Raw genomic sequence first — 12,410 nt, 5'->3', positions numbered from 1 at the left:
GCTCTAACCAACTGAGCTACCTCGCCAGAATTTCTTCAAATTATTTAGTACTGATATTTCAAATTAATGCCTATATTAAAACACCAACGATCAATACTGCAATTGTTGAAAACGTTTCTTTCAAACTGTGTAAAGCTCCCTTGCAAATGGGAATGCAAATATGAGGTCTTGTACTGTTAAATGCAAGTTGACGTACTTTAAAAAAATGAAAATTTCATCCTGGTAAATTTAGAAATCATGGTTAAAAATAAGTTTGTCGCTGATTATCAAATCAATGCTTCCAAAAAAATTCTTTTTCATTATATCAGCACAGCAAGTGGATTGGAAGAGTGGTTTGCCGACGCAGTAAAAATCAATGAAGATAAGGTCTATATTTTTGATTTTGATAATGAGGAACATTACGCTCGATTGGCTTCAATTCGTAGCAATTCCCATGTGAAATTTGAATTTTTTGATCCAAATAATCCAGATGAAACGGATCATTCTTACATCGAATTCAAATTGGAAGAAAATGAATTAACCCAAACCGTCTTTTTAAAAGTAATTGATTATTCAGATGGCTATGATGATGAGGAACTTGAAGCGATTTGGGAAGGACTCGTAGGCAAACTTAAAGAAATTATTGGTGGTTAATTCCTAAGGATTTGCCAAATTTGACTTCTAAGCTTCGTAGCCTTCAAAAGGAGCTGCGTAGAGTTTATATGAAGAAATTAGATAAATTAATTTTGGGCTCTTTTATAGGGCCATTTTTATTAACCTTCGTGGTAGTTGACTTCATTCTTTTGATCGTCAACATGCTGAAGTATTTCGATGAGATATTCGGGAAAGGCTTAAGCTTCTGGATTTATGCTGAGCTTATCGGATACTTTGTAATCAGTATTTCCCCGATGGCTTTGCCATTGGCTGTTTTGCTTTCAAGTTTGATGACTTTTGGAAACCTTGGGGAGCATTTTGAATTGACAGCCATTAAAAGTAGTGGGATTTCTCTAGTCCGTGCACTTCGCCCGATAGGGGTTTTCACAGTTTTTCTTGTTTTTCTTGCCTACCTATCGAATAATTATCTTGTTCCTAGAGTCAATCTCAAAACGTTCAGTTTGCTTTATGACATCCGGATGAAATCGCCAGCTTTGGATATCCGTGAAGGGATTTTTTATGCAGGTATTCCCGGGTACAGTATAAAAGTCAACAAGAAAATTGGAGATAATGACCTGAAAGATATTATCATCTACAATCACAATGACATTCTTGGAAACTTGGATGTAACCATTGCCGATTCAGGGAGGATGGAGAAATTTTTTAATGAGAATTATATGAAGTTGACGCTCTACAATGGCATCAACTACAATGAAGCCAGAGCAACTAGGGGGATTTCTGAAAAACCGGTAGAATTCAGAAGATCTACATTTGATGAAAATGTGATCATTTTTGATATGGATGAATTCCAACTGAACCGTACTCCAGAAGATCTTTGGTCAACCAATCGGGCGATTAAAAATATTGCTGAAATAAAGCTTGGACTTGACTCCATTTATACTTTGGTAAATGATCAACGTTATTTGACCTATCAAACAGCGGCTGGAATTTATCCTTTTTACACACGAAAAAGAACCTTGGAACCGGTACCGGAGATTCTGGAAAGAAAATCCAAGGATGACACGATTCGTGCAGAAAAAGCTCGGATTGAACGAGCGAAACAGGATTCAATTTTAGAAGCTAAAAATCTGTTGAAAAGAGATACTGTGGTCAAGAGCCTTGATGATCCAGAAAAAAGAGTTTCAGCTCCTGATACCAGTGAAGTTTTGGGAGTAAAAGCTGTAGGAGATCTATCTAAAAGTGATTCCATTTTTCAACTGAAGCGGGCAAATCGCGATCGAAATATAGATACAACTGAATTGGTCGATGAGGAAGCTTTGGTGGAAAACCCGGAAGAGGATGAGGTTGAAGGTCAAGTTTCAATGCAAACACTTACTCCTTTGTCGGAAGAAGAAAAAGCCTCTATTGATTCTATTGTATTTAAGAGAGGCTACCGATCCAATGCGCTTACCATGGCTTTGAATAATGCTCGAAATTTGAAGAATAATTTCAATCAGAAAAAAGTCCAAATTGAGAATTTTGAAAGAGAATATAGAAGGTTTGAAATTGCCTGGCATCAAAAGTACACTCAAGCATTTGCTTGTTTTGTGATGTTTTTGATCGGAGCTCCTCTGGGTGCTATTATAAAGAAAGGAGGTTTGGGAATGCCCGTCTTGGTATCGATCATTTTCTTTATTGTGTATTACATGTTGACCATAACCGGGGAAAAGTGGGCTAAGGAAGGAGTTGCAGACCCAATTATAGGGACTTGGTTCTCCTGTGTGATGCTTTTGCCCTTTGGACTTTTCTTCTTAAAGCAAGCTAGAAAGGATGCGAGACTCTTCGAACCGGACTTTTATATTGAATGGTGGAAGGGGATGAGAAAGCGATTGGCTTCTCAAAAAGCAAAAATAACTTGATATTTTATTTTCAAATTAATAGCCTTACCTTTGTAGCTGTTTTAATAAATTTAGCTAAACATGTATTTAACATCAGAGAAAAAACAAGAGTTGTTTAAAAATCATGGACGGTTAAAATCTGAAACTGATACTGGATCACCGGAATCACAGATTGCCCTGTTCACTCATCGAATCAAGCACCTGACGGAGCATTTGAAGCAAAACAAAAAAGATCACTCCACGCGACTTGGTTTGTTGAAGTTGGTAGGTAAGCGAAGAAGTTTACTAGATTACCTTCATAAGAAAGACATCGAGCGATACAGAAGCATTATCGCCGAGCTAGGAATTCGAAAATAATTCTAAGTAAGGTTCTCCCCGTTGAGAACCTTACTTTTTTCTTTTTCAGCTGGACGCGTTTACTTTTAAAACAGAAGAAAAATTATCATCAAAATTTATGTTACCAAACTTAATCACCAAGACCATCACATTAGAGGATGGTAGAGAAATTATTATTGAAACAGGTGCACTTGCCAAGCAGGCTGATGGTGCGGTTGTTGTGAAGATGGGAAAGGCCATGCTCTTGGCTACAGTTGTATCCAAAAAAGAGGCTGGCGAAGGAGTTGACTTTTTACCTTTGTCTGTAGACTATCAAGAAAAGTTCGCTGCATCTGGTAAAATTCCAGGTGGGTTTTTGAAGCGCGAAGGAAGATTATCAGATTACGAAATCTTAATTAGTCGATTGGTAGATCGCGCAATTCGCCCGATCTTCCCCAATGACTACCATGCAGACACGCAAGTAAATATCACCTTGATTTCATCTGACGAAGAAGTTCTTCCAGATGCATTAGCAGGATTGGCGGCTTCCGCAGCATTGTCAGTATCAGATATTCCATTCAACGGTCCGGTTTCTGAAGTAAGAGTTGCGAAGATTGACGATAAATTAGTCATCAATCCTTCTCCGGCTGATTTGGAGCGAGCAAGTCTGGAATTTATTGTAGCTGGTTCTTTGGATTACATCCTGATGGTTGAAGGAGAAGCTTCTGAAATTTCTGAAGATGAAATGGTTGAAGCACTTCAGTTTGCCCATGAGGAAATTATCCGTCATTGCCAGGCTCAAGTTGAACTGACCAAAATGGTTGGTAAAGAAGAAAAAAGAGAATATTGCCATGAGAAGTCAGATCCTGCTTTATTTGATAAGATGCGAGCTGAGCTTTATGACAAATTATATGAATCAGTAGGAAAGCAAATCGCTAACAAATCTGAGCGATCTGCTTTGATTCAGGCTATCAAAGAAGAGTTTGTTGCCAGTCTAGGTGAAGAGCATGAGTTTGAAGCGAGCCTGATTGGACCTTATTTCCATAAAATCCATAAGGAAGCAGCTAGAAATCTAACTTTGAATGAGAAGAAAAGATTGGATGGTCGTAAGCTTGACGAGATTCGACCAATTTGGTCTGTTGTTGACTACTTGCCTTCTGCGCATGGATCAGCAATTTTCACTAGAGGTGAAACGCAATCGTTGACCACTTGTACCTTGGGTACGAAGATGGACGAAATGATGATTGATGGTGCTGTAATTTCTGGCTTTAACAAATTCTATTTGCATTACAATTTCCCTGGTTTTTCTACTGGAGAAGTAAAGCCAAATAGAGGTCCGGGAAGAAGAGAAGTGGGACATGGTAACTTGGCCATGCGGGCTTTGAAAAAAGTGCTTCCACCAGAAGAAGAAAATCCATATACCATTCGAATTGTATCTGATATCTTGGAATCAAATGGATCCTCATCCATGGCTACAGTGTGTGCTGGATCTTTGGCGATGATGGATGCAGGTATACAGATCAAGGCACCTGTGACAGGTATCGCGATGGGTATGATTTCTGATGCATCTACTGGAAAATATTCTATTCTTAGTGATATCCTTGGAGACGAAGATCACTTGGGTGACATGGACTTCAAGGTGACTGGTACTGAAAAAGGGATCACTGCTTGCCAGATGGACCTTAAAGTTGAAGGCTTGGATTATAGTGTCTTGAAGGAAGCTTTGTATCAGGCAAAAGATGGCAGACTTCATATTTTGAAAGAGATTTCGAAGACTTTGGCCGCTCCAAGACCAGATTTGAAGCCACATACTCCAAGATCCTACACGATGATGATTCCAAAAGAATTGATCGGTGCAGTTATCGGTCCTGGTGGAAAAGTGATCCAAGAAATTCAGAAAGATACTTCGACCACTATTGTGATTGAGGAAGTAGATAATCAAGGAAAGATCAACATCTTCTCCGCAAATCAGGATAACCTTAATAAGGCGCTTTCTCGTGTAAAAGCAATTGTTGCACAGCCTGAAATTGGTGAAGTTTATACTGGTAAAGTGAAAAATATTCAGCCATTTGGGGCATTTGTGGAATTTATGCCGGGTAAAGATGGTTTATTACATATCTCGGAGATTAAATGGGAACGTCTTGAAAGTATGGATGGCGTTCTGGAGCCGGGAGAAGAAATCGTGGTTAAATTGATTGATATTGATAAAAAGACTGGAAAATTCAAGCTTTCACGGAAGGTTCTTTTGCCAAAGCCTGAAAAACCCGCTCCAAAAAATCAAGATTAACCCCTGATTTGTATTAATTTCATTATCTTAACTGAATTCAACCAATAATATTCTGAATGAGGCAGCTGAAGATTAGCAAGCAGATTACCAATCGAGAGAGTCAGTCTCTTGATAAGTATTTGCAAGAGATTGGTAAAGTCGATCTCTTAACAGCAGACGAAGAAGTAGTTCTTGCCAAGCGAATCCGTGAAGGTGATCAATTGGCTTTGGAAAAATTAACCAAAGCGAACTTGCGTTTCGTGGTTTCCGTGGCAAAGCAATACCAAAACCAAGGTCTTTCATTAGGTGATTTGATCAATGAAGGAAACTTAGGTTTGATTAAAGCTGCACAGCGATTTGATGAAACAAGAGGATTTAAGTTTATTTCCTATGCCGTTTGGTGGATTCGTCAATCCATTTTGCAGGCTCTTGCCGAGCAGTCTCGAATCGTTAGACTCCCGTTAAATAGGGTAGGTTCTCTTAATAAAATTTCGAAGACCTTCAGTGAATTGGAGCAAAAGTTCGAACGTGAGCCTTCTCCTGAAGAACTTGCAGAAGTATTGGAAGTTACTGCTTCTGAGGTGGTCGATACCATGAAAATTTCCGGTCGTCACGTTTCGATGGATGCTCCATTTGTTCAAGGTGAAGAAAACAGCCTTTTGGATGTTTTGGAAAACGATGGAGATGAGAAACCAGATGATGGATTGATGACAGACTCTCTTCGAAAAGAAGTGCAGCGAGCGTTGTCCACCTTGACGCAACGAGAAGCAGATGTTATCACCCTTTATTTTGGTTTGAATGGTGAGCATGCGATGACTTTGGAAGAAATTGGAGAGAAATTCAATTTGACTAGAGAGCGCGTTCGCCAAATCAAAGAAAAGGCGATTCGAAGATTACGACACACATCGCGAAGTAAAACGCTCAAACCTTACTTAGGTTAAATAGAAAGGGGTTTAGGCCCCTTTTTCTTTTTATATATTATTTTACAAAAATGATATGAGTCACATTTGGGAATTTTAACAGTCCCTAATTTTGTTGACTTGTAGGAATTGCGAAAATTTAACCTTCTTAATTTCATTTACAGATGAATCAAGATTTAGAAAAAGTAAAAGTTCTGATCATTGGGTCAGGACCAGCAGGGTATACAGCAGCAATTTATGCCTCTAGAGCCGGATTAAAGCCAGTTTTATACACAGGAGGACAACCGGGTGGACAATTGACCATCACGACTGATGTGGAAAATTACCCTGGATATCCCCAAGGAATCATGGGGCCTGAAATGATGGAAGACTTCCGTAAACAAGCCGAACGATTTGGAGCCCAAATTCGATATGGTGTTGTGACGGCAGTAGATTTCTCTCAACGGCCGCATTTAATTACCGTGGATGAATCTATTCAACTATTAGCAGAGACAGTTATCATTTCCACTGGAGCCTCTGCAAAATGGTTAGGTTTGGAAAGTGAGACCCGTTTGAATGGAAGGGGCGTTTCTGCTTGTGCTGTTTGCGATGGTTTCTTTTTCAGAGGTCAAGATGTAGCGATTGTAGGAGCTGGCGATACTGCCTGCGAGGAAGCATCTTATTTGGCAAATATTTGCAACAAAGTATACATGATTGTTCGTAGAGATGAGATGCGTGCTTCCCAGATTATGCAAAAGCGGGTGATGAATAATCCCAAGATTGAAATTCTATGGAATACAGAGACCGATGAGATTTTGGGAGATCATGAAGTAAAGGGAGTGAGGGTAGTCAATAATAAAACCCAAGAAAAACGAGAATTAGAAATTTCTGGCTTCTTTGTTGCTATTGGTCACCAGCCTAATACTGAGGTATTCAAAGACTTTATCCATATGGATGAAGCTGGATATATCAAAACCATCCCAGGGACTACCAAAACCAATATTGAAGGCGTCTTTGCTTGTGGAGATGCGCAAGACAATATTTATCGTCAGGCGGTTACTGCGGCTGGTACTGGGTGTATGGCAGCACTCGATGCGGAGCGTTATTTAGCAGAAATGGAAATTCATTAAATCATACATGAAGTATCTTCGATTGATACTAGTTTTAGGAATTATGCTGAGCATTGGATTTACTCATTCCAATGCTCAAATTTTTCCTAAAATCATTAAAAAAGATAGGGGTGAAACCCAAACTGAGATTCAGGAACGTAAAAACATTGAATTAAGAGGATTTGATCAGGAATCCTATTTACGAACCTTATCTTCCATTACAGACTCCATCATTTTTAAAAACAATGTGAATCTGGGGAAAGTCAGATCTATTGTTTCAGAAGATCAGGATTACATGATCTGGGCTCCGACCAACCGACTAGCCAAAGTTTCAGAGCAGGTCCTGATTGATAGTATTTGGGTGACTGCCTATGAGTATTATTCCACCTGGGATTCCAAAAAAATCGATATCTACAATTTCGATATCAATAATTTTCAAGATACTGTAAAAATCAGGCTTTACGATCCATTTTTTGGCTATGAATGGAAAATGCCATTGGAAAAAACACCTATCACATCCCGTTTTGGTTATCGCTGGAGAAGATGGCATTATGGGACAGACCTTGATTTAGTAACCGGTAATCCTGTTTTTGCAGCATTTGATGGAATTGTTAGAATCAGATCCTATGACCGGTATGGCTATGGCTATTTTCTGGTAGTTCGCCATAAAAACGGTTTAGAAACTTTATACGGACATCTTTCCAAAATCTTGGTTGATGAAGGACAAGAAGTTAAGGCAGGGGATTTGATTGCAAAAGGAGGGAATACTGGTCGAAGTACCGGTTCGCATTTGCATTATGAATTACGATATCGGGGTTTGGCATTTGATCCTGAATTAGTCTATGATTTTGGGGAGTCAAAAATCATCGGTCAGGAATATTTAATCACTCCCGAGACTTTTTCACATATTGCTGTTGCTAGGCAACGCGTTTACCACCGTGTAAAAAGAGGAGAGACCCTAAGTGCTATTTCTCGAAGATATGGGGTTTCTGTTAGTGCTATTACGCGTCTTAATGGAATTTCAACTAGAAGTATATTACGAGTAGGTCAAAATCTAAGAATTCGATAAAATGAGCAAATTAGATATTCTGGTAATCGCAGCGCATCCGGATGATGCAGAACTTGGATGCTCCGGAACCATTGCTGCACATGTGGCAAAAGGTTATAAAGTGGGGGTTGTAGATTTAACTCAGGGTGAAATGGGTACGAGAGGTACGCCTGAAACCCGGGTAAAAGAAGCTGCTCAAGCCGCAAAAGTCCTTGGCCTCTCTGCAAGAGAAAATATGGGATTCCAGGATGTTTACTATAAAGATGACGCAAGTCACCAATTGGCATTGGTGAAAGTTATCCGTAAGTATCAACCCGATATTGTACTAGCCAACGCTGTAACTGATAGGCATCCTGATCATGGAAAAGGTTCTTCTTTGGCTTCCAATGCTTGTTTTATGAGCGGACTTCGAAAAATTGAGACTTCATTGGATGGAGTACTTCAAGAGCCATGGAGACCAAAATTTGTTTATCATTTTATCCAAAACAACTACATCGAACCAGATTTTGTGGTCGATATTACAGATTATTGGGATATTAAGATCAAGAGCATTTTGGCTTTTAAATCCCAGTTCTATGATCCGAATAGTAAAGAGCCGGAAAGCTTTATTTCTGACCCAGACTTTTTGCCTTTTATCGAGGCAAGAGCCCGTGAAATGGGCCATAAGATCCTTGCAACTTATGGTGAAGGATTTACGGTCGAGCGGATGATTGGCGTAGACAATCTATTTGATATGAAATAATCAGGGAGCTAACCTGGATATTGTCCAGGTTCCCTCTTGGTTTAATTCGTAGAGAATCCGGTCATGCAATCGGCTAGGTCTTCCTTGCCAAAATTCTATTTTATTTGGGATTACACGAAAACCTCCCCAGTGAGGGGGTCTTTTTAAAGGTTTGTGTTCAAACTCCTTTTTCAACTCTTCAATCCGATTTTCCAAAATTTCTCTGGAGTTGATTTTTTCACTTTGGGGAGATGCCCAAGCCCCTATTTGGGAACCAATGGGCCGGCTGGTAAAATACTTATCAGATTGCTCTTCAGAGATTACTTCAACATCTCCTATGACTCTAACCTGTCTTTCAAGTTCGCCCCAGTAAAAGGTCAGGGCTGCTTTAGGAGTATGAAGTAGCTCCCGTCCCTTTTCACTTTCATAATTGGTAAAAAACACAAAGCCATAATCTAACTCTTTTAAAAGTACTATGCGTGCATTTGGATAGGCGTCCAGGCTAAGAGTCGAAAGAGTCATTGCATTGACTTCCAAAACCTTGGCATTGACCGCTTCTTGAAACCAATGGTGAAATTGGGTAAACGGATGCTTATTTACATCTTTGATTTCTAATGACTTAAGAGTATATTCTTTACGTATAGATGCAATATCCATATAGCGTTGCTGTTTATTTTTCTTTAGGAATAAAAGTACAATCAGTATTGCATTTATAAAATTTCAACCTATATTTTTCCTGAGATTAAATGAAAAATTAAGGCCAATGAAGAACGATGGTATTTCGACTCCAAAAGCCGGTGATTTATTAATTTCCGAGCCTTTTTTACAGGATGAAAATTTCTCTCGATCCGTTGTTTTGCTTTGCGAACATAATGAGGAAGGTAGTTTTGGTTTAGTTTTCAACAAACCTTCTATTTTGCGGTTAAGTGAAATTGTAGAAGAATTAGAGTTTTTGGATATGGAGGTCTATGTCGGTGGTCCTGTAGAGCAAAATACGCTTCATTTTGTGTATTGTGGAGAAAAGAAACTGGAGGGTAGTATAGCCATTGGAGAAGATCTGTGGTGGGGTGGAGATTTTCAAGATTTGGTTTCAGGTTTAAAGACCGGTATTATTCCAGAGGATTCCATTCGGTTCTTTTTGGGTTATTCGGGTTGGGGGCCTGGTCAATTACTTGATGAATTAGCGGAAAATGTTTGGATAATTTGCCGAGAAAAACTGGAATTAGAGACCTTTGCCAGCACACCAGATGAACTTTGGCGAAGCCTTTTAAAAAGCATGGGAGGGGAATTTAAGGTTATTGCAAATTATCCCACTGACCCACGATTAAATTAGCCAAAATCCATACATTTGCCCATAGAGACTTGAAATAGTAGTGTTTTTATGACTGATAACAGTAAAGAAAAGTCCCAAGAGGACAAGGTGACCCAAGCATCCGAAAATTTGGAAGCAACAGGTAAGACAGAACAAAATTTAGAAAATGATTCTCCAAAGTCAGATTCAGAGGTTGAATCTGTGATTGCAGAGGACTCTAAGAAGGTTGAACAACCAGAGGATGAAGCAAATGAAACAGTAGCTGAATCCAATGTGAACGAACCTGTAAAGGAAGAGTCCGAAGTTGAATCTTCATCGGCTGCCCCTGAAGAGGTTACCAGTGAACAGGATACTGGAGAAGATGAATCTTCGGAGGATGAGCATGAAGATGATGATCATGATTCTGATGAAGAATTGGATTTGGAAGGTCTTGGGAAGGCTGCCTTGGTGAAACTCATCAAGGAAAAAGTCCATCATGAATCAAACCTTCTAAAAATCGATCGTATCATCAATGAAATCAAAGCAGCTTTCGATGAAATCACGCATAAAGAGCGAGACGAAGCGCTGGAAAAATTCAAGGCTGATGGTGGTGCTGAAGATGATTTTGATTTCCGACCATCTGACGAAGAAAGAGAGTTCAATAAATATTATTACGAGTATAAGACTAGAGTAAGTGCTATTCGCAAAGAGGCTGAAAAAGTCAAGGAGCGGAATTTAGAGCTCAAAAACCAACTGCTAGATAAGCTTCGGGAATTGGTAGATGGCGAGGAGACTACGCTTAGTATGAATGCCATTAAAGCCATTCAGGAAGAGTGGAAATCTATCGGTCCGGTTCCTGCTTCCCAAAACCGTAATTTATGGGCTAGTTATAATGCTTTGATGGATCGCTTCTATGATAATCGAAGCATCTATTTTGAGCTCAAAGAACTTGACCGCAAGAAAAATTTGGAAAGCAAATTGGAGTTGTGTGAAAAAGCCGAAGCATTAAAAGACGTTGCGGACCTTAAAGAAGCAATTAAATCTCTTAATGAGCTCCACGAGGAATTTAAGCATATTGGGCCAGTTCCTCGAGAAGAACAAGAGCCTCTTTGGCAACGATTTAAATCGGCTTCTGACGCGATCTATGATCGTCGCAAAGAATTCTACGATAGCCAAAAAGAGGTTTTCAAGAAGAATCAGGATGAAAAAGAAGCGCTTATTGAAAAGTTAAAAAGCTTCTTGGATTTTAAAGGAGACCGAATCAAGGATTGGAATACAAAGACAAAAGAAATACTTGAAATCCAGAAAGCTTGGGAAAAGATTGGTCCTGTTCCTCGAGAAAAGGGGAGAGAGATCAATAAGGCATTTTGGAGTTCTTTCAAACAGTTTTTCAGCCATAAAAACCAGTTCTTCAAGGAATTGGACGAGATTCGAGCTTCAAATGCCTCGAAAGCCGAGGAACTTATTCAAAAAGCAGAAGGCTTAAAAGAATCCACGGATTGGCAATCTACTGCTAATGAAATGATCAAATTGCAGCAGGAGTGGAAAAAGTTGGGACCGATGCCTGAAAAGAATCGGGATGCTCTTTACAAACGATTTAAAGGTGCTTGCGATTATTTCTTTGATAATAGAAGAAATGCCAATAAACAAGCTAATTCTGAATACGAGGAAAATTATCAAAAGAAGTTGGATCTGTGTGACCAAATCGTAAAAGCAGCATCAGAAAGTCCTTCAGAAGAAGAAATTACCAATTTGGTACAGCAGTTCAATGAAATTGGATTCGTTCCTCGGAAGAATATGAAGGAGGTTCAGAATAAATTCAAGGCTTCGGTAGATACCTATCTCGAAAAGCTATCCGAGGATTTTGATCGAGAAGATTTCCTTTTCAGGTTGAATTTGAATCGTATTCAAGGTGATCCAAATGCAATCAAAACCATGAATAAAAAAGAACATGGGATCCGAAAGCAAATTGCAGATTTGGAAAATAATATCACCCTTTGGAAAAATAACCTCGAGTTCTTTGCGGCATCAAAGACAGCAGATAAGTTGAAGGATCAATTTGATGCAAAAATTCAAAAAGCAGAAGAAGAGATTGAAAAGTTGAAGAAAAAACTTTCCATTCTTCGGGAATTTTAAATTTTTTCTGACTCAAAGTGAGGAAGATAGCTTTGGGAAAGAAAAAATCATGGATTTGCATTTGGAGCAAAAAAGTGGAGCGCATATATTTGCACCACGTTAAAGGAAAGCCTCTTTAGCTCAGCTGGTAGAGCAACTGACTTGTAATCAGTAG

At 39.2% G+C, this 12,410-nt stretch carries 11 protein-coding genes; 10 read left to right on the top strand and 1 reads right to left on the bottom strand.

Features of this window, described 5'->3' with window-relative positions:
* Nucleotides 1-237 precede the first annotated feature (237 nt).
* The 8 genes from HWE15_RS15820 to bshB1 all read left to right on the top strand — a co-directional run bounded on the left by HWE15_RS15820 (nt 238) and on the right by bshB1 (nt 8,850).
* Nucleotides 238-633 carry an START-like domain-containing protein gene (locus HWE15_RS15820; RefSeq protein WP_290508510.1) on the top strand — a complete coding sequence of 132 codons (396 nt, stop codon included), beginning with the start codon at nt 238-240 and terminating at the stop codon, nt 631-633.
* A gap of 68 nt (nt 634-701) precedes the next feature.
* Complete coding sequence (locus HWE15_RS15815; RefSeq protein ID WP_290508509.1) at nt 702-2,492, top strand: LptF/LptG family permease; 1,791 nt, start codon at nt 702-704, stop codon at nt 2,490-2,492.
* Nucleotides 2,493-2,552: 60 nt separating this feature from the next.
* The gene (gene rpsO, locus HWE15_RS15810) at nt 2,553-2,828 is read left to right on the top strand and encodes a 30S ribosomal protein S15 (protein WP_290508508.1); all 276 of its coding nucleotides are present in this window, start codon (nt 2,553-2,555) and stop codon (nt 2,826-2,828) included.
* A gap of 97 nt (nt 2,829-2,925) precedes the next feature.
* Nucleotides 2,926-5,073, top strand: a complete 2,148-nt coding sequence (gene pnp / locus HWE15_RS15805; RefSeq protein WP_290508507.1) for a polyribonucleotide nucleotidyltransferase — start codon at nt 2,926-2,928, stop codon at nt 5,071-5,073.
* Between the two features lie 56 nt (nt 5,074-5,129).
* Nucleotides 5,130-5,993 (top strand): RNA polymerase sigma factor RpoD/SigA, encoded by an 864-nt coding sequence (locus HWE15_RS15800; RefSeq protein ID WP_026951708.1) that lies wholly within the window; start codon nt 5,130-5,132, stop codon nt 5,991-5,993.
* Between the two features lie 143 nt (nt 5,994-6,136).
* Nucleotides 6,137-7,081, top strand: coding sequence for a thioredoxin-disulfide reductase (gene trxB / locus HWE15_RS15795; RefSeq protein WP_290508506.1), 945 nt, complete (start codon nt 6,137-6,139; stop codon nt 7,079-7,081).
* A gap of 7 nt (nt 7,082-7,088) precedes the next feature.
* Nucleotides 7,089-8,129, top strand: coding sequence for a M23 family metallopeptidase (locus HWE15_RS15790; RefSeq protein ID WP_290508505.1), 1,041 nt, complete (start codon nt 7,089-7,091; stop codon nt 8,127-8,129).
* 1 nt (nt 8,130) lies between these two features.
* Entirely contained in the window at nt 8,131-8,850 is a 720-nt protein-coding gene (gene bshB1, locus HWE15_RS15785; RefSeq protein WP_290508504.1) for a bacillithiol biosynthesis deacetylase BshB1, read from the top strand.
* Here the strand turns inward: bshB1 and pdxH are convergent, their stop codons facing one another.
* Nucleotides 8,851-9,486: a pyridoxamine 5'-phosphate oxidase gene (gene pdxH / locus HWE15_RS15780; protein ID WP_290508503.1), complete on the bottom strand. Its 636-nt coding sequence runs from the start codon at nt 9,484-9,486 to the stop codon at nt 8,851-8,853. It lies immediately after the preceding gene.
* A gap of 106 nt (nt 9,487-9,592) precedes the next feature.
* On the opposite strand from pdxH, the gene HWE15_RS15775 reads away from it, so the two are divergent.
* Together HWE15_RS15775 and HWE15_RS15770 are read left to right on the top strand one after the other, a co-directional pair.
* Nucleotides 9,593-10,162, top strand: coding sequence for a YqgE/AlgH family protein (locus HWE15_RS15775; protein ID WP_290508502.1), 570 nt, complete (start codon nt 9,593-9,595; stop codon nt 10,160-10,162).
* A gap of 48 nt (nt 10,163-10,210) precedes the next feature.
* The gene (locus HWE15_RS15770; protein WP_290508501.1) at nt 10,211-12,256 is read left to right on the top strand and encodes a DUF349 domain-containing protein; all 2,046 of its coding nucleotides are present in this window, start codon (nt 10,211-10,213) and stop codon (nt 12,254-12,256) included.
* The last annotated feature ends 154 nt before the right edge of the window (nt 12,257-12,410 follow it).

This window comes from Algoriphagus sp. (assembly GCF_013373065.1).
Lineage (GTDB): Bacteria > Bacteroidota > Bacteroidia > Cytophagales > Cyclobacteriaceae > Algoriphagus.
The sequence above is the reverse complement of the archived record's forward strand: the minus strand, read 5'-3'. Positions and strand labels throughout refer to the sequence as shown.

Bases quoted from the DNA above. Each gene is read 5' to 3' on its own strand.
- HWE15_RS15820 (WP_290508510.1), top strand. From the start codon at position 238: ATGGTTAAAAATAAGTTTGTCGCTGATTATCAAATCAATGCTTCCAAA.
- HWE15_RS15815 (WP_290508509.1), top strand. From the start codon at position 702: ATGAAGAAATTAGATAAATTAATTTTGGGCTCTTTTATAGGGCCATTT.
- rpsO (WP_290508508.1), top strand. From the start codon at position 2,553: ATGTATTTAACATCAGAGAAAAAACAAGAGTTGTTTAAAAATCATGGA.
- pnp (WP_290508507.1), top strand. From the start codon at position 2,926: ATGTTACCAAACTTAATCACCAAGACCATCACATTAGAGGATGGTAGA.
- HWE15_RS15800 (WP_026951708.1), top strand. From the start codon at position 5,130: ATGAGGCAGCTGAAGATTAGCAAGCAGATTACCAATCGAGAGAGTCAG.
- trxB (WP_290508506.1), top strand. From the start codon at position 6,137: ATGAATCAAGATTTAGAAAAAGTAAAAGTTCTGATCATTGGGTCAGGA.
- HWE15_RS15790 (WP_290508505.1), top strand. From the start codon at position 7,089: ATGAAGTATCTTCGATTGATACTAGTTTTAGGAATTATGCTGAGCATT.
- bshB1 (WP_290508504.1), top strand. From the start codon at position 8,131: ATGAGCAAATTAGATATTCTGGTAATCGCAGCGCATCCGGATGATGCA.
- pdxH (WP_290508503.1), bottom strand. From the start codon at position 9,486: ATGGATATTGCATCTATACGTAAAGAATATACTCTTAAGTCATTAGAA.
- HWE15_RS15775 (WP_290508502.1), top strand. From the start codon at position 9,593: ATGAAGAACGATGGTATTTCGACTCCAAAAGCCGGTGATTTATTAATT.
- HWE15_RS15770 (WP_290508501.1), top strand. From the start codon at position 10,211: ATGACTGATAACAGTAAAGAAAAGTCCCAAGAGGACAAGGTGACCCAA.